The sequence below is a fragment of the Streptomyces sp. DSM 116795 genome (assembly GCF_055792905.1).
Map to the genome: position 1 here is coordinate 6,861,818 of NZ_CM147707.1, position 20,919 is coordinate 6,882,736.

General features: G+C 70.9%; 16 protein-coding genes and 1 pseudogene. 10 read left to right on the top strand and 7 right to left on the bottom strand.

Going from position 1 to position 20,919, the window contains the following annotated elements:
- Positions 1-45 precede the first annotated feature (45 nt).
- Together ACSMXX_RS29720 and ACSMXX_RS29725 are read left to right on the top strand one after the other, a co-directional pair.
- On the top strand, positions 46-1,290 hold the full coding sequence (locus ACSMXX_RS29720; protein WP_473181743.1) for an NAD(P)/FAD-dependent oxidoreductase: 1,245 nt from the start codon (positions 46-48) through the stop codon (positions 1,288-1,290).
- Between the two features lie 175 nt (positions 1,291-1,465).
- Positions 1,466-2,128: a DUF309 domain-containing protein gene (locus ACSMXX_RS29725; protein ID WP_473185031.1), complete on the top strand. Its 663-nt coding sequence runs from the start codon at positions 1,466-1,468 to the stop codon at positions 2,126-2,128.
- Positions 2,129-2,200: 72 nt separating this feature from the next.
- Here ACSMXX_RS29725 and ACSMXX_RS29730 read toward each other — a convergent pair whose 3' ends face one another.
- The 6 genes from ACSMXX_RS29730 to ACSMXX_RS29755 form a co-directional block, all read right to left on the bottom strand.
- Positions 2,201-2,671 carry a PTS-dependent dihydroxyacetone kinase phosphotransferase subunit DhaM gene (locus ACSMXX_RS29730; protein ID WP_473181744.1) on the bottom strand — a complete coding sequence of 157 codons (471 nt, stop codon included), beginning with the start codon at positions 2,669-2,671 and terminating at the stop codon, positions 2,201-2,203.
- On the bottom strand, positions 2,664-3,296 hold the full coding sequence (dhaL, locus tag ACSMXX_RS29735; RefSeq protein WP_473181745.1) for a dihydroxyacetone kinase subunit DhaL: 633 nt from the start codon (positions 3,294-3,296) through the stop codon (positions 2,664-2,666). Before dhaL ends, ACSMXX_RS29730 begins: the two co-directional genes overlap by 8 nt.
- 79 nt (positions 3,297-3,375) lie before the next feature.
- Positions 3,376-4,368: a dihydroxyacetone kinase subunit DhaK gene (gene dhaK, locus ACSMXX_RS29740; RefSeq protein WP_473181746.1), complete on the bottom strand. Its 993-nt coding sequence runs from the start codon at positions 4,366-4,368 to the stop codon at positions 3,376-3,378.
- A 309-nt stretch (positions 4,369-4,677) separates the two neighbouring features.
- Positions 4,678-5,613, bottom strand: a complete 936-nt coding sequence (locus tag ACSMXX_RS29745; RefSeq protein WP_473181747.1) for a GNAT family N-acetyltransferase — start codon at positions 5,611-5,613, stop codon at positions 4,678-4,680.
- Positions 5,614-5,678: 65 nt separating this feature from the next.
- A complete protein-coding gene (locus tag ACSMXX_RS29750) occupies positions 5,679-7,130 on the bottom strand; it encodes an amino acid permease (protein ID WP_473181748.1) in 1,452 nt (483 codons plus the stop codon).
- Positions 7,131-7,312: 182 nt separating this feature from the next.
- Entirely contained in the window at positions 7,313-8,305 is a 993-nt protein-coding gene (locus ACSMXX_RS29755) for a hypothetical protein (protein ID WP_473181749.1), read from the bottom strand.
- 563 nt (positions 8,306-8,868) lie between these two features.
- On the opposite strand from ACSMXX_RS29755, the gene ACSMXX_RS29760 reads away from it, so the two are divergent.
- The 5 genes and pseudogenes from ACSMXX_RS29760 (at position 8,869) to ACSMXX_RS29780 (ending at position 13,651) form a co-directional block, all read left to right on the top strand.
- Positions 8,869-9,633 (top strand): MgtC/SapB family protein, encoded by a 765-nt coding sequence (locus ACSMXX_RS29760; RefSeq protein WP_473181750.1) that lies wholly within the window; start codon positions 8,869-8,871, stop codon positions 9,631-9,633.
- A gap of 37 nt (positions 9,634-9,670) precedes the next feature.
- A complete protein-coding gene (locus ACSMXX_RS29765) occupies positions 9,671-11,371 on the top strand; it encodes a phytoene desaturase family protein (protein WP_473181751.1) in 1,701 nt (566 codons plus the stop codon).
- Positions 11,372-11,388: 17 nt separating this feature from the next.
- A pseudogene (locus ACSMXX_RS29770) lies at positions 11,389-11,619 on the top strand (amino acid permease C-terminal domain-containing protein); the annotation flags it as partial.
- A 10-nt stretch (positions 11,620-11,629) separates the two neighbouring features.
- Entirely contained in the window at positions 11,630-12,343 is a 714-nt protein-coding gene (locus ACSMXX_RS29775) for an alpha/beta fold hydrolase (RefSeq protein WP_473181752.1), read from the top strand.
- A gap of 387 nt (positions 12,344-12,730) precedes the next feature.
- Positions 12,731-13,651, top strand: coding sequence for an LLM class flavin-dependent oxidoreductase (locus tag ACSMXX_RS29780; protein ID WP_473181753.1), 921 nt, complete (start codon positions 12,731-12,733; stop codon positions 13,649-13,651).
- 122 nt (positions 13,652-13,773) lie between these two features.
- Here ACSMXX_RS29780 and ACSMXX_RS29785 read toward each other — a convergent pair whose 3' ends face one another.
- Positions 13,774-15,423, bottom strand: a complete 1,650-nt coding sequence (locus ACSMXX_RS29785) for an FAD-binding oxidoreductase (protein ID WP_473185032.1) — start codon at positions 15,421-15,423, stop codon at positions 13,774-13,776.
- Positions 15,424-15,681: 258 nt separating this feature from the next.
- Between ACSMXX_RS29785 and ACSMXX_RS29790 the strand changes: the two genes are divergently transcribed.
- The 3 genes from ACSMXX_RS29790 to ACSMXX_RS29800 are packed head-to-tail and all read left to right on the top strand — an operon-like array spanning position 15,682 to position 20,879.
- On the top strand, positions 15,682-17,280 hold the full coding sequence (locus tag ACSMXX_RS29790) for a zinc-binding dehydrogenase (protein ID WP_473181754.1): 1,599 nt from the start codon (positions 15,682-15,684) through the stop codon (positions 17,278-17,280).
- A gap of 39 nt (positions 17,281-17,319) precedes the next feature.
- Entirely contained in the window at positions 17,320-18,885 is a 1,566-nt protein-coding gene (locus ACSMXX_RS29795; RefSeq protein WP_473181755.1) for a class I adenylate-forming enzyme family protein, read from the top strand.
- Complete coding sequence (locus ACSMXX_RS29800; protein WP_473181756.1) at positions 18,885-20,879, top strand: FAD/NAD(P)-binding protein; 1,995 nt, start codon at positions 18,885-18,887, stop codon at positions 20,877-20,879. Before ACSMXX_RS29795 ends, ACSMXX_RS29800 begins: the two co-directional genes overlap by 1 nt.
- Positions 20,880-20,919: the final 40 nt, after the last annotated feature.

The window sequence follows — 20,919 nt, forward strand, 5'->3', positions numbered from 1 at the left end:
GCACCGCCGGGCGTCCACCGCCGATTCCCAGCCGAGGAGCAGAACATGGGCGCGACGACGACCTCCCCCTTCGTGATCGCCGGTGCCGGCCTCGCCGGAGCGAAGGCCGCCGAGGCCCTGCGCGACGGGGGGTTCGACGGGCCGGTGGTCCTCATCGGCGACGAGCAGGAGCGCCCCTACGAGCGCCCGCCGCTGTCGAAGGAGTACCTCAGAGGCGCATCGGCGCGTGAGGACGTCTACGTCCATCCGCGCCACTGGTACGAGGAGAACGGCGTCGGGCTGCGCCTCGGAGCCTCCGTCGCCGGCATCGATCCCGGCGGCCGCACGGTCACGCTCGGGGACGGCGAGTCCCTCCCGTACGCGAAGCTGCTGCTGGCCACCGGCTCCTCCCCGCGCAGGCTTCCGGTGCCGGGCGAGAGCCTGGGCGGCGTGCACTATCTGCGCCGGCTCGCCGACAGCGACGCCCTCAAGGAGACCTTCGCCGGCGCCTCCCGGCTCGTCGTCATCGGCGGCGGCTGGATCGGCCTGGAGACGACGGCCGCCGCCCGCGAGGCCGGAGTGCAGGTGACCCTGCTGGAGGCGGCCGAACTGCCCCTGATCGGCGTGCTGGGCCGTGAGACTGCGCAGGTCTTCGCCGACCTGCACACCGATCACGGCGTGGATCTGCGCTGCGGCACCCATGTCACCGAGATCACCGGTGAAGGCGGCCACGTCAACGGTGTGCTGCTGCACGGCGGCGAGCGGATCGAGGCCGACGCCGTCGTCGTAGGCGTCGGCATCACCCCGAACACCGCGCTCGCGGCCGATGCCGGACTCGAGGTCGACGACGGCGTCCGCGTCGACTCCGCGCTGCGCACCTCGCACCCGGACATCTGGGCCGCCGGCGATGTCGCCAGCGCCTTCCATCCGCTGCTGGGCAGGCACATCCGTGTCGAGCACTGGGCGAACGCCCTCAACCAGCCCGCCACGGCGGCCAGATCGATGCTCGGGGAAGACGCGAGCTACGAGAGGCTCCCGTACTTCTTCACGGATCAGTACGACCTGGGCATGGAGTACACGGGCCATGTGGGACGGGGCGGCTACGACCAGGTCGTCTTCCGGGGAAGCCCCGCCGACCGCGAATTCATCGCGTTCTGGCTCCGGGAGCGCCGGGTGCTGGCCGGGATGAACGTCAACGTCTGGGACGTCACAGGGCCCCTGCGCACACTGGTGACTTCCGGTCTGCCGGTCGATGCGGGGAGACTCGGTGAGGTCGGCGTGCCACTGACCGACGTCTTCGCGGGAGGGTGACGGCGAAGTCCGCCCGCCGCCCCGGCGGCCCGTGTGCGGCGCGGGCGGCGACCATGTGCCACCGGCGGAGACCGAGTGCGGCGAGCGAGAAGGGCGTCACGTGCAGGAGAGCCACGATCAGCAGGGCGGGGAGCCGGCGTGCTGGCTGAACCAGGTGTGCGAGGAGTGCGGCCGGGTGCGTGAGGACCCCTCACGGGCCTGCTGCGAGCACTGCGGCCATGATCCCCGTACGGGTCTTCCAGCCGCTGCCGTCACCCCTGCCGCGCCTCCGCCGGAGACGGCCCGGGCCAGGGGCGGCTCAGCCCGGCGCGACCGCGACCCCGAAGGCAAGGCCCGCAACGCCCGTCCCCGCGACGGACTGGGACGGCCGCTTCCGTACGGGCAGGAGGGCGTCGCCCGCCAGCCCGAGGGCGTCGTGCGCACCCCCGCCCAGACCCTGGAGGAGGCGCAGCGTCTGCTCGACGACGGCATGCCCTTCCACGCGCACGAGGTGCTGGAGGACGCCTGGAAGACGGCGCCCGAGGCGGAAGCGGCGCTGTGGAAGGGCCTCGCGCAGCTCGCCGTCGGGATCACGCACCTCGCCCGCGGCAACACAAGGGGCGGCGCACGTCTGCTGCTGCGCGGCACCGGCGGGATCGAGCCGTACCGGAGCCGTCCACCGCACGGCATCGACGTCGCGGGGCTCGCGGACTGGGCGCGCAGCACCGCGGACACCGTCGAGCAGCCCGGGGGAGGCGGCGCGGAGCAGCAGACCACGCGGTCCGCCCAGTCCGCCGCGTCCGCGCCAGGCACATCCGGGGATGCGCCGGCGGCTCCCAGGCTCCGCAGCCCCGCCTGACCTGACCGCGGGACGGCGGGGCCGCGAGACGGGCGGCGACGCCGTGGCGGCCGAGCCGGCCAGGGGCGCCGCTCACACCTTCCGGAAGTGGTATGCCTCCTCGGCGGCGGCCGCGACCTCCGCGAGGTCCGCGCCGCCCGCCGACGCCACCACCGCGGCGATCGCCCCCTCGACGAGAGGGGCGTCCACCAGCTGGGCGTTCTCGGGCAGATCGTCCCCTTCGGCCAGCAGCACCTTCACCGTAAGCACCGCGCTTCCGAGGTCGACGAGGATGGCCACACCGGCCCCCGTGTCGACCTTGTGCGCCGCGGCGCTGATGAGTTCCGCACTGGTGCCCAGACCGCCGTCCGGCCCGCCGCCCGCGCCTTCGACCGGCGCGCTGTCCCTTCCTGCGGCGAGCCCGACCGCGAGGCGGGCCACGGAGTCGGCGACCTCCTTGCTGTGCGAGACCAGAACGATCCCGACCCTGGGCTGGGACTTCCCCTCCGAGGACCGGCCCGGTGCCTGTCCGCCGGCGGGGGAAGTGTCCTGCTGCTCACTCATCGGCGACCGCCCCGGCAAGGGCCGTGAAGAGCAGCGCTGAGGACGTCGCACCCGGGTCCTTGTGTCCCACGCTTCTCTCGCCGAGATAGCTCGCGCGGCCCTTGCGCGCGCGCATCGGCACGGTGGCGAGCGCGCCCTCGTCGGCGGCGGTGCGTGCCGCGCCGTACGGGTGGGGCCCGCCCGCGGCCAGTGCCTCGACGCCCGGATACAGCGCGTCCAGCATCGTCTTGTCTCCCAGCGCGGCACCGCCCAGCTGCGCCACGGCGTCCACTCCGGTCCGCAGCGCTTCGGCCAGCTGGCTGCCCGTCACCCGCTCCGCGTCACCCAGCGCCTTGCCCGTACGGCGCAGCAGCGTTCCGTAAAGCGGACCGGAGGCGCCGCCGACGCTGGAGACCAACTGCCGTCCGGCGAGGATCAGTACGGCCCCGGGCGCAGCGGGCGACTCCTTGCCCAGAGCCGTCACGACGGCGGCGAAACCGCGCTGCAGGTTGCTGCCGTGGTCGGCGTCCCCGATGGCCGAGTCGAGCTCGGTGAGCAGGTCGGCTTCGCGCTCCACGGAGGCGGCTGCGGTGGTGAGCCAGCGGAAGACGGTCCCGGCATCCAGCTCATCGGTCAGGTCGGTCAAGACAACTCCCTCTTCACAAGGGCCGAGGGCCGTTCCCGGAACGGCGGCAGTGGTGCGGCCCGGTGCCCATGACTCATCTTCAGCAACCCCAGCGGAGTGACGGCGTGCTCACCGGTGCGTCGTACAGCCGCAGCATCTCCTCGTCGGCCCGGCACAGGGTCACCGAGGCTCCGGCCATGTCCAGTGAGGTGACGTAGTTGCCGACGAGGGTACGGGCGACCGGCACGCGGCGCTCGTCCAGGACGCGCTGCACCTCGGCGCAGAAACCGTACAGCTCGAGCAGGGGGGTGGCACCCATGCCGTTGACCAGAACCAGCACGGGACCGTCCGGTTCCAGATCGGTGAGCACGGCGTCCACCGCGAAGTCGGCGATCTCGCCGGAGGTCATCATCGAACGCCGCTCGCGGCCCGATTCGCCGTGGATGCCGATGCCCAGCTCCAGCTCACCGGCGGGCAGGTCGAAGGTGGGGCTGCCCTTCGCGGGCGTCGTGCAGGGGGCGAGCGCGACGCCGAAGCTCCGGCAGGAGTCGGACACCTGACGTGCCATCGCCTCGACGCGCTCCAGCGGAGCACCCTCCTCCGCGAGCGCACCCGCGATCTTCTCGACGAACAGCGTGCCGCCGGTGCCACGGCGTCCGGCCGTGAAGTCGCTGTCGGTGACGGCGACATCGTCCTGCACCAGGACCTTGCCCACCTGGATGCCCTCGTCCTCCGCCAGCTCGGCGGCCATGTCGAAGTTGAGGACGTCGCCGGTGTAGTTCTTCACGACGAACAGGACTCCGCTGCCGCTGTCGACGGCGGCAGCGGCACGCGTCATCTGGTCGGGCACGGGGGAGGTGAAGATCGCGCCGGGACAGGCCGCGTCGAGCATTCCGCGGCCGACGAAGCCGCCGTGCAGGGGTTCGTGGCCGGAGCCTCCGCCGGAGACCAGGCCCACCTTGCCGGCGACGGGGGCGTCACGCCGCACGACCACGCGGTTGTCCACGTCGACCGTCAGCTCGGGATGCGCGGCGGCGATTCCCCGCAGGGCGTCCGCGACGACGTTCTCCGGCACGTTGATCAGCATCTTCATTGATACCTCCGAGTGAGCGTAGCACTGTCCCTCTGGCCAGTATTACTACAGGTCAGAGCCGAAATCGCGGCCGAGTGGTCCTGCCGTACGGCCCGGGCGGGAGGGCCCTGACGCGGCGTCCGCCGCCGTGCCGCGAGGTCTCCCTGACCGTCTGTCATGAATTCCGCCGCGGCGCGGGGTGCCGCCCGCTCCGGCTGCACACCTACACCCTGCCGCACGGGGCGGCCGGTGCAGAGACGCGCGGGGCCTGCCCGGCGGATTTCGCGGGCGGGGGCGGCCGGGGCCCCAGCCGGGGCACCAACCGGGGGTTCAGCCGAGTTCGAGACTCGTGACACCGAAGACGCGCTCCGCCCGCACGGCAGGAGGCGGACCCTTGTACATCCGTACGCTCTCGAAGCCGGGCGACAGGCCACGGCTCGTGGCGAGGGAGACGGCCGCCTCATTGGTCTGGGGGATGTCGACATGGACCTCGTCGTCCTGGCTGAGGTGGGCGGTGAGTGCGTCGAAGAGTGCCTCGGCGGCCTGCGGGGAGCCGGCGAAGAGCGGGCCGATGCGGTGACCGTCCCTGGCCTGCCGGATCACGCCGTAGCCGGCCGGCTCGCCGTCCTGTACGAAGACGTGCGCGCGGTGGCCGGGGGCCGCGAGCCACCTGCGGAGGAACGCCCGGCGGGGGGCGGGGAAGCACTCCTCGTCGTAGGCGGCGAGTGCCTCGAAGTGATCCTGCGTCACCGGCACCACGGAGGGCGGCGGAGTGCCGCGGGAGGCGGGACGCCCGCCGTAGCGGCAGGTGGGGTAGGCGGGGGAGAAGCCCGAACGGCTGTAGGTCTCCTGCTGTTCGAGGACGGCGTCCAGGCCGATGGTCCTCGCCCCGGCGTGCGGCACCGCCTCCTCCCAGGTGGCCAGGCCCACGCCCTTGCCGCGGAAGTCCGGACGGACCAGGTAGTAGCCGAGGAAGGCGAAGCCGGGGGAGTAGTTGACGACCGAGACCGCCGAGACGGGGCTGCCGCCGACGCGTCCGAGGAAGAAGCCGCCGGGGTCGGTGGGGTGGAAGCAGGCCGTGTCGCCCAGCCCCGGGTTCCACTGCTCCTCGGCTGCCCACTCCTCGACCTGGAGCCATTCGTCCGACGAGGCGCGGGAGACGCCGAGTCCGCCCGCGCGGCCGCCGCTGCCCCCGGACGGGGCCGTCACGGAGCCGGGCCCTTCGGCGGAGGTCGGGTACGGGGCGTCGTCCCCGAGAGGTTCCATGCCTTGTGCGTCCTTTCCACTGGGGTGGGCCGGCGGGCCGGCCGGTGCGGCCCGCCGGCGCCGTGTCAGATCAGGTCCATGGCGGCCACTTCGTCCGGACGGCCGTAGCTGACCGGCCCCTGGAAGCGCCGCCGGGCGGTGGCGAACCACCAAACCGTGGCGATGATCAGCACCGCTGCCAGCGCGATCGGCGCGTAGTTGAACGTCGTCACGGTGATCGGGGAGGCGTGGGGCAGCATGAACAGGACGTTGCTGAGGAGGATCCACGTCACGGCGACGGCCCCGACCGGCTTGCCCCATCGCCCGAGGTGCCACGGGCCGGGCTGGAAGTCGTCCAGCCGGAGACGGAGATAGATGGGGACCGCGTAGGCGAGGAAGAGCCCGACGACGTTGACGCTGACGATGGCCGTGAACGCCGTCTTGGACCACCAGCCGGGAATGACCAGGACCATCGAGCAGGCCGCCGCGAGCCATACGGCCTTCACGGGCGTACGTGTACGCGGGGAGACCGAATGCCACCAGCGGGACCCCGGCATGGCGCCGTCCCGTGAAAAGGCGAAGATCTGCCGGGTGTTGCTGGTCATGTTGGCCAGACCGCAGAAGAGCATCGCGCCGATCACGATGAGCAGGAGAAGCTTGGCTGTGCCCATGCCAAGGGCGTCGATGAGAATCTGCACGGGCGGGGCTTCCGCGGCGGCCTCCTTGCCGTAGTCGCGGATCGCGTACACCAGGGCGAGCATGAGGATCAGACCTGTGATGGCGGAGTAACCGATCGCACGCATGATGCCACGCGGTGCGTTCACGGTGGCCTGAACCGTCTCTTCGGACATGTGGAAACTGCCGTCGAACCCGGTAAAGGTCCAGCTCGTCACCAGCAGGCCGAGCATGCCGCCGTAAAGGGCGCTCGTGAAACCGGTGTTGTTGGCGAAGTGAGTGACGAAGGACGCCGACTGGTGGTGCTCAGGCATCACCCACAGGGCGGTGACGATCACGACCATGCCGATCAGCAGCCACCACACCGAGATGCGGTTGAAGACGGCGACCAGCTGCACCGTGTAGGTGTTCGCGAGGGCCTGGAGCAGCAGGATCGCCGCGGTGATCAGCACCGTGCGGTGCCCGGTCACCTCGTAGGACGGCCACTGCATCGCGATGAAGGCCTGGATGAAAGTGGCGGCGGCGTACCCTGTCGCCGCCGTGCCGCCTACCTGGCCGACGAAGTTCAGCCACCCCGTGTACCAGGACCATGCGCCCTTGTTGTGCTTGGCGAGCTTTCCGGCAGAGAAATACAGCGCGCCGCTGGTGGGGTAGGCGGATGCGATCTCGCCCATCGACGCACCGATGAAGAGCACCATCACGGAAACGCTGATCCAGCCGAATACGAGGACCAACGGGCCGCCCGCATTCATTCCGAATCCGAATGACGAGAAGATTCCGGAGATGATGTTGATGATGGTGAAGGAGATCGCGAAGTTGTCGAATGCGCGGAATCGGCGGGTGAGTTTCCGCGGATATCCCATCGCGTGCAGAGTCGCGTCATCGTCCAGAGCGACAGGTGCTTCCCGCTGTCGTATTCTCGTGCGGCCTGTGGAGGCGGTGTCGGGCACGTTCGGGCCTTTCTCGTGTGGACATCGGGGAAGCTTCGCCGGTATCGGCAGCGGGGCTCCGGTGGGCGCCGGGCCTCATTCCAGGGGGCCGCGGCTCACGGGCCGTCGCCGGCGCGGAAGGCCGTGCCACGTCCGCGCGAGCCCGGTACGGGCAGTCCGCAGGCCAGCCGGGCCTTGCTGAGCTGCTCCTCGGGGTCGCCGAGGGCGCTCCACGGCATGCGTGAGGCGAAGGGACCCATGGCGGCGAAGACCGGACGCGCCTCGAACTCGCAGCTCGCCATGATCAGTGCGTGGGCCAGGTACGCCAGGTCGAGCACGGGAGTGAACTCGCTGCCGGCGACCTCCGGCAGCCAGTGCTGGTAGGCCCCCAACGCCGTGGCCTTCCACTGTGGTTGCTCCCACGTACGGTCGGCCAGCAGCGTGGACGGGTCGTGCTCCTCGATCAGGGCCACCAGCGGCAGCAGCCTCAACGGGGAGGAGACGGGAGCCCGTTGGCCGAGGAAGGCGGCAACGTCCCACGCGGCGTTGGCCGAACCGCCGTGGCGTGCGAAGAAGAAGGACAGGAACCGGTGATGGGCCTCCCGGTGCCACGGGTCGAGCCGGAGGATGTGCGAGAAGAGGGACCACGGCCCCGGCGGCGCGGTGAGCAGGCCCTGCGGCGCCGGGTCCCGGGGCCGCTGGAGCCTGGCGAGGGAGAGCTGGGTGACCCACGGCGTGGGATCCCTCGGAGCCATCAGCGCCGCCCGCTGGCAGGCGGTGAAGGCGATGCGGCCGAGGTCGCCGGCGCGGTGGTCCTCCGCGTCCGCCGCCCGCAGCGCGCGCAGCGAGGAGACCCGCGCCCACATCAGCGCCGCCTCCTTGCTGGGCTCCTCCGACAGCCAGCGTTCGGCGAGGTCGGAGTCGCACGCCTCGGAGGCGAGCACGAGCGAACGGTGGGAGCGCAGGCCCGCGTCCCTGCGGGCGTCCTTCAGCACCTCGTGCGCGCTGAGATACCGGCCCGCCCGCACATCCACGCAAGCGCGTGCGAGCTGACGGTCATCGGCCGCCGGGTGCCACACGTACTGCCCTTCGAAAAAGCCAGCGGTCATGCTCTCCTGCCGAATCTGCCGTCTGTGCCGATGCCGCCCAATGTGCGCAATCCGGGCAACCCGAATTCGACCGGAACTTGTCCGGTTCCCGGCAGCAACGCACACCCTACTCAGCGTCATGACCGACCGGAACCACCATTCCCGATCGCTGTCCGTGCGGAGCCGTTTTTCTGTCCACTCCGCCCGTGCTTTGCCGTCCGGGGCTCGGGTGGGTATGTGCTGAGCATATGTCAGATGCCTGCGGTGGTATTCGAGTTGGGCGGCGCGGGGTCTCGCCGAGTTCCGGCGGCCGGTGGGTGCGGCGCGGTGTCCGGTGCGCCGAGAGAGTGCCGGTGAGTGATCCTCAACGGCCCCTACCGACAGGTGCCTTCGGAGAAGGCTTCGCAGAATGCCCTTACGTTGAATGCCGAACGGCTCTGATTCCCCGGATGGGTTGGGAAGCGGAGACCGCACCCTGAACGGTCTGCCGGTGCGTGGCTGGAACCTTCCTGTGTCGGGAGAGTCCGGAAACATGCGCTTGCTGATAGTTTCCCGGCGTACCGGCGCAAGAGGAGGCGCATGCGATGGGTCTGGCGGCTCCCCTGTGGGACGTGCACAACCATCAGGGCTGGTCCCAGCTGGGCGAGTTGGGCCTGGCGCTGGTGCTCTCCACGCTGATCGGCTGGGAGCGCGGCACCCGGCAGAAGAGCGCGGGGCTGCGCACGCACGCGCTGGTCGGCATGGCCAGCGCCCTGATGATGCAGATCTCCCAGTACGGCTTCAGCAACGTTCTCGGCATGGAGGACGTCTCCTTCGACCCGTCCCGGGTCGCCTCACAGATCATCGCCGGAATCGGCTTCATCGGCGGCGGCCTGATCTTCGTACGCCGTGACGCCGTGCGCGGCCTCACCACCGCGGCCACCGTCTGGCTCACCTGCGCTGTGGGGATGGCCTGCGGCGGCGGGCTCGGAGTGCTGGCGGCGGTCACCACCGCCCTGCACTTCATCGTCATCCGCGGCTACCCGCTCGTCGCGAACCGCCTCTCCGCGGACCGCGCGGCCACCGAGTCCACGGTCCGATTGCGCTACCGCACCGGAGCGGCACTGCTGCCACAGCTGATGGAGATGTGCACCAACCGGGACTTCCGCATCCTGGCGGTCAGGGTCGACAGGCTGCCGCGGCCCACGGGCGAGCCCGAGGGCGAGGAGCGCACCGGTGCCGAGGACACCGCACGTGTGGTGCTGCGTCTCGAAGGCACCGGCGACGTGCGGCAGCTGGCCTCGGAGATGTTCCACACGGCCGGCGTGCTCGGCATGGACGTCACGCCGGACTCCGATCCGGACGAATGAACCTGTGCCGCCGGCCCGGGACATGCTACGAAGAGGCATGCCTGCCGCCTCCCACCACGCCTCCCACCACGCGTCCCACGAGACCTCCCACGAGTCCTCCCACGACAGAGCCGCCCACGATGCCGTCATCGTCGGCGGCGGCCACAACGGCCTTGTCGCCGCCGCTTATCTCGCCCGCGCCGGACAGCGCGTCCTGGTGCTGGAGCGTCTGGACCGCACCGGCGGCGCCGCCGTCTCCGAGCAGACCTTCACCGGCGTGGACGCGCGGCTCTCGCGCTACTCGTACCTGGTGAGCCTGCTGCCGCAGCGGATCATCGACGACCTCGGGGTGCGCTTCGCCGTACGCAAGCGCGGCGTCTCCTCCTACACGCCTGCCGTGCGCGGCGGACGGGCAACCGGCCTCTTCGTCGGTGACGGCACGGCCCGTACACGCGAGTCCTTCGCCCGGCTCACGGGCGGGGAGCGGGAATTCGAGGCCTGGGAGCACTTCTACGCAATGACGCAGCGCGTGGCCCAGCGCGTCTTCCCCACGCTCACCGAACCGCTTCCCACCCGCGCGGAGCTGAAGGCACGGATCGGTGAAGACGCCGCGTGGGAGGCCCTGTTCGAGCGGCCTCTCGGCGAGACGATCGAGGAGAGATTCGCCGACGACCTGGTGCGGGGCGTGGTGCTCACCGACGGCCTCATCGGCACCTTCAGCCATGCGCACGACGCTTCGCTGCTGCAGAACCGCTGTTTCCTCTACCACGTCGTCGGGGGCGGCACCGGCGACTGGGACGTGCCCGTCGGCGGCATGGGGGCACTGACCGACGCCCTCGCCGACGCCGCACGGGCCGCCGGTGCGGAGATCCGCACGGGACACACCGTGCACCGCGTCGAGACCGACGGCGCCAGCGCCGAGGTCCACTACCGGACCGCCGAGGGCGAGGGCAGGGCGGCGGCCCGCCGGGTCCTGGTGAACGCCTCACCGCAAGCGCTCTCACAGATGCTCGGGGAGGAGCCAGCCTCCGGGAACACGTCCGGGGACACCTCCGGGAACGCCGCCCGCCCCGGTCCGGTCAGCGGTTCGCAGCTGAAGGTCAACATGCTGCTGCGCCGCCTTCCCCGGCTGAAGGACACCTCCGTCGACGCACGGGAGGCCTTCGCCGGCACCTTCCACGTCGCCGAGGGGTACGAGCAGCTGGCCGAAGCCCACCGGCAGGCCGAATCGGGAGAGCTGCCCAGGGTTCCGCCCTCCGAGCTGTACTGCCACTCCCTCACCGACCCCACGATCCTCGGCGCGGAACTCGCCGCCCAGGGCTACCAGACCCTCACGCTCTTCGGGCTGCTCACACCCGCCGGCTGCTTCGAGGCCGCGAACAGCACCGGCCGTGCCGCACTCCGGGAGAAGGCCCTGACCGGCACTCTCGCCGAGCTCGACCGCCATCTGGCGGAGCCCGTCGCCGACTGCCTGGCGCTGGACGCCGACGGCAGACCGTGCATCGAGGCCAAGACCCCGCAGGACCTCGAAGGCGAACTGCGCCTGCCCGGCGGTCACATCTTCCACGGGGACCTCTCCTTCCCGTGGACCGACGAGGAGAGCGGCCGGCGCTGGGGCGTGGAGACGGCACACGCCAACGTCCTGCTGTGCGGCGCCGGTTCGGTGCGGGGCGGCGGCGTCAGCGGCATCGGAGGGCACAACGCCGCCATGGCCGTACTGGAGGCGGACGGCCGCCACGGGGCGGGCACGGCGCGGTGAGCCGGGTCCCGAACGGACGCTGCCGGCGTCCGGATCTGCCCCGCACGTTCCGTACTCCGTGGATGCCCTGGGTGCCGGGTCTCGGCGTGGTCGCCTCCATCTGGCTGACCACCTTCCTGACCGCGCAGACCTGGATCCGATTCGGTGTGTGGCTCCTGATCGGCCTGGTCATCTACTTCGGCTACTCCTACCGCCGCTCCGAACCCGCCCGGCGGCAGCAGCCGGACTCCGGGAAGGATCTGCACTAGCGTCGCCCGTATGAGTGACGATGTCCGAACGGTACGGGCGAACGGCATCCGGATCGCCTACCGGACCTGGGGAACGGAGAACACCGGCGGCACCCCCGTCGTCCTGCTGCACTGCCTGGGCGAGGACGGAGAGGACTGGCGGGGACCGCTGATCGCCCAACTCGCCGCCGCGCACCCGCTCTGCGCACCGGACCTGCGCGGGCACGGCCGCAGCGACTGGCCGGGCGAGTACGGGCTGGATCTGCTCTGCGAGGACTTGCGGTGCTTCCTGGACGAACTCGGCCTGGGCAGCGTCATCCTCGTCGGACACTCCTTCGGCTCGGCCGTCGCCGGAGTCTTCGCGGGCGAGCACCCAGCGAGGGTCGAGCGGCTCGTTCTGGAGGAGACCGTCGCGCTGCGGCCCCTCGACCCGCCGCGGGAGATCCCCGAACCGCCGCCCGGGCAACCGCTGTTCGACTTCGAGGTCAGAGGGCAGTGGAACCGGCAGCGCAACGAGCCCGACCCGCGCTGGTGGCGGCAGCTCGCCGGTATCACCGCACCCACGCTGATCGTCGGCGGTGGGTCCGGCAGTCATCTGCCGCAGGAGGACATGGCGGCGATGGCGGAACGCATCCCGCACGGCAGGTTCGTCACCGTCGAGGAGGGCGGCCACCTCGTGCACGAGCAGCGGCCCAAGGAGTTCGCCGCGGCGGTGCAGACGTTTCTCGCGGAGAGCGGGAACTGACGGGACCCGGCCGTCAGCCACTGGCAGGACTGACAGGGGAGGACTGACAGGGGAGGACTGCCAGGGAACGGCAGGCGCGCTCGGCGGAGTTGACAAACTCCCTGGCCCATGACGCCCGATATCCCCGGCGACCGGGACGGTTTGCCCGGTTCGTGCGAATCTGCCGCCCGGACCGGCGAAGGCTCCGGCTGTAGGCTCAACTCGCCGCTCTCGTGGGCCGGTTGAAGGACCGCGGCGCCACGTGACGGCCGGCGGGCGGACAGACAGAGGGGGCGCAGCCGGTCCCGGTGAGCCGGTCCGGTGGGCCCGTCCGTCCTTCCACCCGCGGGCGTACGCACACACCGATGCAGCGGTCGACCGCTGCAGCCACCTGCTACGGAGGACGCCTTGCCGGATGTCAAAGTCGGAATCTCGCTGCCCACCATGGCCGAACTGGAGCCGGCCGGCTTCCCGGGCATAGCGGAGGGGGCACGGCACGTCGAGGAAGCCGGGCTGGATTCGGTCTCCGCGTCCGACTTCATCATGGGAAACGGCACCCCCGCCCTGGAGTGCACCCTCGCGCTGTCCGCCGCTGCCGCCGTCACCGAGCGCGTGCTGCTGCGGTTCGGGGTGATGACGCTTCCGCTGCGCAACATCGCCTGGGTCGCCGCGCAGATCGGGACCCTCCAGTACCTCTCGAAGAACAGGGTCGTACTGGGAGTCGGCTCCGGGGGAGCACCCGGCACCCCCTTCTGGCAGGCGGTCGGCGCCACCGCCGAGGGACGCAACGGGCGTCTGGAGGCGGCGCTCGGTGTGCTCCCCGGACTGCTCTCCGGTGCGGAGACGACGCTGGAGAGCGAGCCGGGGCGGCCCGTGGTCTCCCTGGCCCCGGCCGCGCCCGTGCCGCCCGTGCTGGTCGGCGGCAACACGGACGGCGCGATACGCCGGGCCGCGGTGCACGGAGACGGCTGGATGCCCTCGATGATGGCGCCGCACAGGCTCGCCGAGGGCACGGCGAAGCTGCGTGAGATCGCGGCGGAGCACGGACGGCCCGCGCCCAGCACCACCGTCTGGCTGCACGCGGGCCTCGGCGACGACGAGTCGGTCCGTACCGCACGCGAGGCATTCGAACGCAGCCTCGTCGAGATGTACGGCGTCCCGCCCGAGGACGCTCCGCACGTGCCGATCGGCGGCAGCCCGAAGGAGGCCGCCGAGCGTTTCGCGGCGTACGCGGAGGCCGGCGCGGACCACATCGACCTCGTCGTCGACGGCGGGGACTGGAAGCGCCAGGTCGAACTCATCGCCGAGGCACGCGCGTTGCTCGGCTGACGGGAGGGGCAGGCGACGCCGCAGGGCGCAGCCGTCAGCCCGTAGTCCGAGGCCCCCGGCCCCGCGATTTCCGCGGAGCCGGGGGCCGGATGTGTCCGGACCTGCGGGAGCGGACCCCGGAGTCAGGACTTGATCTGGACCGACTGGCGGTGGTGGAAGAAGTTGCGCGGGTCCCACTGCGCCTTCGCCTTCTGCAGCCGCGAGTAGTTGTCCCCGTAGTACAGCTCGTGCCACGGCGAGTCGGACTTGTTGAACTCCGGGTCGCTCAGGTCCACATCCGGGTAGTTGATGTAGCACCCGTCCGTCACGTCGTTGGGCACCGGCACGCCGCCGGTGTCGGCGTAGACGTCGCCGTAGATACCGCGGATCCAGTCGATGTTGGCCTTGTCGTCGTCGGCCTTGTGCCAGTACGACTCGTAGAACATCAGCAGGTGTGCCTCGCGGTGCGGCGACGGCGTGGCGGCGGGGTCCGTCTCGTTGATCCGGCAGCCCGCGGAGTTGAGGACGATGTAGCTGTAGGCGTTGTCGTAGTCCTTGCGCGTCAGGTGCTTGTAGAGGGCGTCGATCTGCCGCTGGGGGAAGGCGCTCTTCATGAACGCGGACTTGTGGAACGTGCGCAGGTTGGGGTTGTTGAGCGTCTCGCCACCCGTGGTGCTGTAGGTGGTCGCCTTCATGAACGGCAGGTGCTGGGTGTCGAGGGTGGCGGGCTTCACGCCGCCCATCGCCTCGCTGAGGAAGTCGGTGAAGCCGTTCATCAGCTTCTCGGCGTCGGGGACCGTGGCGTCGATCTGCGCCACGAGGAAGAGGGTGCCCGCGGAGACGTGGTTGAGGAAGAGCCAGTGGCCCATGTCGGCGTACGGCGAGTCCACGTCGTTGTGCTTCATGGACCACTCGCCGTACTTCTTCAGCAGCGAGGTGAAGCCGTCCTTGGTGATCTTCTCCCACGGCCAGGTGGCCTGCGTGTAGAGGACGTGCGACGGGGGCCGGGGCAGCAGTGTGGCCGGATCGGTGCCTTCGGCGCCGGTGGTGCGCAGCCAGTACCGGGTCACCACGCCGAAGTTGCCGCCGCCTCCGCCGGCGCATGCCCACAGCAGATCGTGGTTCGGGTCGGACTCGTCGCGGGTGGCGACGACGGCGCGGACCTTGCCGTGCCGGTCGACGGTGACGACCTCGGCCGCGTACACGTGGTCGATGACGACGCCGTGCTTGCGGGAGAGTACGCCGTAGCCCCCGCCCGCGAAGTGGCCGCCGGCGCCGACGCTGTGGCAGCCGCCGCCGGGAATGGTGACACCCCAGCCGTTGTGCAGCGTCTCGTAGATGTCGAGCAGGGTGGCGCCCGGCTCGACGAAGAAGGCCTTGCGGCCCTCGTCCCAGCCCACGCGGTTCATCAGCCGCAGGTCGGCGATGACGTTGGCTTCCTTGTTGAAGACGAAGTCCTCGAAGCAGTGGCCGCCGCTGCGGATCACCAGACGCTTTCCGGCCTCCACCGCTTCGCGTACGACCTGGACGACCTGCTCGGTCGTGGCCGGGAGCTTCACGGCCTCCGGTTCGCCCACGAGCCTGGCGTTCATGCCCGAGACCATGTCGGCGTACCGGGCGTCGTCCGGGGTGACGGTGGAGATTCCAGTACCGCCGGTGGCCGGGGCGGCCGCTGTGGCCGCGGCGGCGGGGCCCGGCTGCGCGGCGTGCGCGGGTGTTCCCAGTGAGGTGACCGCACCCGACGTGGCGACGGCGGCACCCGTGCCTGCCAGGAACCGCCGTCTGTTCAACATACTCAATTCGAGCTCCAGTTCTCGCGAGGTCTGCCCTCTGGCCCGAGGTCCGGGGGCTTCTGGAAACGCCCCAAGCTTCACGGGCGACCACCGCACGCGTGCGCGAAAAACCGGCGTGTTTGTCAGGTACGGCCGCCCGCGCACCGCCCCTTGAACGCGCCGGAAGAGTGCGGGCACGGCGGTGGCGCACGGGCGCCGAGGTGACACACTTGCGGGCCGCCGCCGATGCCGCGCGCTCCGCATGAGGAAAATCCAGCCATGCGTGCCGCTTTCATGGAACGGTTCGGGCCCCCCGACGTCATCCGGTACGGGGAGCTGCCGCCGCCGCAGCTGCGGCCGGACGAGGTCCTCGTCGACGTCCTGGTCAGCGCCGTCAACCACGTCGACACCTTCGTGCGGTCCGGGGCGTGGCGTACGCCCGTGCCCATGCCGTTCGTCGTCGGCCGCGACATGGTGGGCACGGTGAGCGCCGTCGGCGCCGGGACGAGCGGCTTCGCCGTCGGCGAGCGCGTGTGGTGCAGCAGTCTCGGCTACGCGGGCAGGCAGGGCGCGGCGGCCGGCCAGGTCGCCGTACCGGCAGAACGGCTCTATCTGCTTCCCCCGGGCATCTGCCCCACCGACGCGGTGGCCGTCTCGCACCCCGCGTCCACCGCGTATCTCGCCCTGTACACACACGGCCGTCTGTGCCGTGGCGAGACCGTCGTCGTCGTGGGAGCGGGCGGCAACGTCGGCAGCGCCCTGGTGATGATGGCCGCACAGGCGGGCGCCCACGTCATCGCCGTGGCGAGCGCGCACAACACCGGCTACGTACGCTCCCTGGGCGCCGCCGAAGTCGTCGACCACCGCAGATCCGGCGTCTGGGAACAGGTGCGGGAACTGGCGCCGCACGGCGTCGACTTGTACGTGGACACCGCGGCGCAGAACGACCTCGGCACAGCCGTCGGCCTGCTCGCCAGACGTGGCCGGATCGTGCTGCTGTCGGGTCTGCACACCCGCCCCGTGCTGCCGGTGGGTCCGCTCTACGTCAAGGACGCGTCGGTCATCGGGTTCGCGATCTCCCAGGCGTCCCGCTCCGAACTCGCCGACGCGGCCGCCGAGATCAACCGTCTGCTCGCGGAGGGCCTTCTGCGTCCCCGCGCGATCACGTCAATGCCGCTGAGCGACGCCGCGGAGGCACACCGGCGGCTGGAGGCGGGGGAGGTGCACGGCAAACTCGTGCTCCACACCGGCGCCGGCGAACTGCCGGGCGGCGACCTGACGAACCCTGCGTCCATCCTTGGGCAGCGGCGGGACGCCGCTGCGAGGGTCTCCCGCATGACTACCTCCGTCATAGACGAGTCCCCCCTTTTCGATCTGCGTGCCGACATCCACGTTCCGGCCACGCCCGATGAGATCTACGACGTGGTCAGCGATCTGCCCCGCAGCGGCGAGTGGAGCCCCGAGTGCCAGGGCGGCGAATGGACCGAGGGAGAGCCGTCGGCAGTCGGCTCCGTCTTCCGCGGCGAGAACCTGCGCAGCGAGGACGTCGTGGCCTGGGCCCCGCTGGTGCGCGGCGTCTGGCACACCGAGTGCCGGATCACCGAGGCCCGGCCCGGCCGTACGTTCCGCTGGATGATGCTCTCCCACGCGGGGGCGGACCAGGAGAGCGTCTGGGGCTTCGACATCGAGCCGGCCGAGGGCGGCGGCGCCGTGCTCACCCATCACTTCCGCATGGGCAAGGCGACAGCGGGGATCCACAAGATCGTCGCCGGCCTCGACGAGGACAAGCGCGCACTGTTCGTCGACGAGTGGTCGGCCAAGCTCGCGCAGGACCTGAAGGACACGCTGAGCCGCATCAAGAGCGTCATCGAGAAGTGACGCACGTTTGAGACCACACACAGACCAAGGGGCTTGGGAATGCTTCTCCAGCGCATCGGCAACAAGGGCATTGGGCTGGGCACACTCTTCGACAGGGCGGCGGCGAAGCACCCTGCGAGCCCGGTGATCCTCGATCACGACCTGGACATCGACCCGGCGCGCGGCCGCCGGCTCACCCTGACCGAAGTGGCCGACCTGGTCGACGACTTCGCCTCGCGGCTGTGGGCGGCGGGCGTCCGTACGAGCGAGCGCGTGGTCGTGCACAAGACCGACGGGTTCGACATCACCCTGCTCGCCTGCTCCGTCGCACGGCTCGGTGCTGTGCCCATCCTGCTGTCGCCGAAGCTGGACGGCGCGACCGTCGCGGAACTGCTGCGGCGTACCGACAAGCCGTACCTCGTCACCGACCAGGCGAAGCTGGAGGAGGAACTGCCCGCCGAGGTCGTCCAGTTGTCACGCAAGCTGCTGCTGACCTCCGGACGGCACGAGAACGCGGAGGAACTCGACGCGCTTGCCGGCGTCAAGCGCGTCGCCCCGGTGCACATGCCCCCGGACCACCCCACGCTGATCACGCACACCTCCGGCACGACCGGCGTGCCGAAGCTCGCCGTCCACACCTCCCGTACGTTCCAGGCGAGATACCGACCCCAGGGGACGGTGGCCAAGCTGGTCGGCCCGAGCGAACCCGTCGCGGTCCACGTGTCGTTCGTGCACTCACGGATGTTCACCGCCATGCCCATCAGCATCCTCCAGGGGCATCCGCTCATGGTGCTCAGGGAGGACGATCCGGCAGCCGTGGCCGACCTGTTCACGCAGGTGCCACCCGGTCTGATCGAGGCCCACCCGAACTCGTTCATGCGCTGGGAGGAACTCGCGGAGGACCCGCGTGCACCGCTGGCCCGGGTGAAGTACTTCAGCAGCACCTTCGACGCGATCCATCCGCGCACCGTGCACCGGCTCCTCGCCGCGTCCCGCCGCAAGGGTGCCGTCTTCATCCAGATGTACGGGCAGAGCGAGGTCGGGCCCATCGCGGGGCGTACGTACAGCCCCAGGCGGGGCGCGGAGGCCGAAGGCCGCTGCGTGGGCAGGCCGTTCCCCGGCATGACCGGTGTACGCGTGGTCAGCCGCGACGGCAATCGCCCCAGCAAGTCCTCGCCCGGATACATCGAAGTCCGCAGCGACGGGCGGATCGTGACGTACCTGGATGAGCACCAGCGCTGGGAGAAGCAGGTCAACGACGGCTGGTGGCGCATGGGCGACGTCGGCTACCGCACCAAGTGGGGCTGTCTGCACCTGCTGGACCGCGAGGTCGACGAGATACCGGGCATCGACAGCACGCTGGAGATCGAGGACAAGCTCTTCGGGCGTCTGCCGCAGCTCACGGAGGCCATCATCGTGCCCGGTGAGAACAGCTCTCCCGTGCCCGTGGTGGCCACCCGCAACGACGAGCCGCTGGACCTGGACTCCTGGCGGTCCGCGACCGCCGACCTGCCCGCCATGGCGGACCCCGTCCAGTGGCGCATAGAGGATCTGCCGCAGACCGCCACGACGAAGATCAAACGGCTGGAGCTCACCCGCCGGCTGCAGACGCAGAAGCTGCCCTGATGAACAGCCGTCTCGAGATCGGCATCGTCGGTGTCGGCCCTCGTGGGCTGGCGGTGCTGGAGCGGTTGTGCGCCAACGAACGTGCCTCGCCGTCGTACACGACGGTGACGGTCCATGTGGTGGACCCCTCCGGTCCGGGTGCGGGATCGGTCTGGCGCACCGAGCAGTCGGCGCACCTGCTGATGAACACGGTGGCCTCGCAGATCACCGTGTTCACCGATGAGAGCACGAAGATCCAGGGCCCCCTCGAGCCGGGACCCACCTTGCACGAGTGGGCCAAGGGCCTGCCGGCGCCCGGCACTTGCGACGGCCACCCGGACGAGGTGCTCCGCGAGGCCGCCGGCCTCGGGCCCGACTCGTACCCGACGAGGGCGTTCTACGGTCACTACCTGAGCCACTGCTTCGAGCAGGTCGTCGCCGGCGCCCCCCGGCACGTCCGCGTCGTAACTCACAGGTCGCGGGCCGTCGCCATGGCCGACACCCACGGAGTACCCGGCGGACCGCAGGGAGTACGGCTGGAGGACGGCACGCGGCTGAACCACCTGGACGCGATCGTCCTCGCGCAGGGACACGTGGCGACCCGGCCCACCGCCCGTGAGGAACGCGCCGCGAGCCTGGCCCGCATCCACCACCTCACCTACATCACCCCGGCGAACCCCGCCGACCTGGACCTGAGCGGGATCGAGGCGGGGGAGCCGGTGCTGCTGCGCGGGCTGGGGCTGTGCTTCTTCGACTACATGGCGTTGTTCACGGTCGGCCGCGGCGGACGCTTCAGCCGCGAGGACGGCAGGCTCGTCTACCGTCCGTCCGGCAACGAGCCGCTCATGTACGCGTTCTCCCGCCGCGGCGTGCCCTACCACGCACGCGGCGAGAACGAGAAGGGCGCCTCCGGCAGGTACTTCCCGCGGCTGCTCACGCCCGAGAGGGCCGGCGGGCTGCGTTCACGCTCCGCAGGCGGCGGAGGCGTCAACTTCGGCAGGGACCTGTGGCCGCTCATCCGCCGCGAGGTCGAGTGCGTCTACTACCGCACTCTCCTCGTCTCCCGTGGCCGCGCGGCCGACGCGGAAGCGCTCGTCGAGGAGTATCTGAGCCTCACCCCCGGCACCGGCGAGGCCGGCGACGCGGGCGAGGGGCGGCTGCTGGACTCGTACGGCATCGCACAGGGCGACCGCTGGGACTGGGAGCGGATCTCCAAGCCCTGCGCCGCCCGGAAGTTCACCGACAGGGACGACTTCCGTGCCTGGCTGCTGGAGTATCTGGAACGCGATGTGCGGGAGGCGCGCGCGGGCAACGTCAGCGGTGCCCTCAAGGCGGCCCTCGACGTGCTCCGCGATCTGCGCAACGAGGTGCGGCTCGCCGTCGACCACGGCGGCCTCGAGGGCAACTCGCACCGCGACGATCTGGCCAGCTGGTACACGCCGCTCAATGCCTTCCTCTCCATAGGGCCGCCCGCCTCCCGGGTCGAAGAGCTGACAGCGCTGATCGAGGCCGGACTGGTGGAGATCACGGGGCCCGGCACGCACATACGCCTCAACACCGGCCGCCCGGCGTTCGTCGCCTCCTCGGCCACCGTCCCCGGGCCGCCCGTGCGTTCCCGCGCCCTCATCGAGGCACGGCTTCCCGAGCCCGATCTCCGGCGCACCGACGACCCGTTGCTGCGGCATCTGCTCAACACCGACCAGGCGATGCCGTACCGGATACCCGGCGACCGCGACACCGTCTTCGAGACGGGCGGCCTCGCCGTGACCGAGCGTCCGTACCACCTGATCGACGGGCGCGGCCAGGCTCATCCGCGGCGGTACGCGTACGGCGTCCCCACCGAGTTCGTGCACTGGGTGACGGCCGCCGGGATCCGGCCCGGAGCCGACTCCGTGACTGTCGGCGACGCAGACGCCATCGCACGCTCGGTGCTGGCGCTGCCGCCGGTGGCGCATGTGCCCGCGGCCGTCAGGCAGGACGTCTCCGAGTTCGACCTCGACGGGGTGATCGTGTGACCGGGCGTGACCACGCGCACGCCGAGGCGGACGTGCCGGA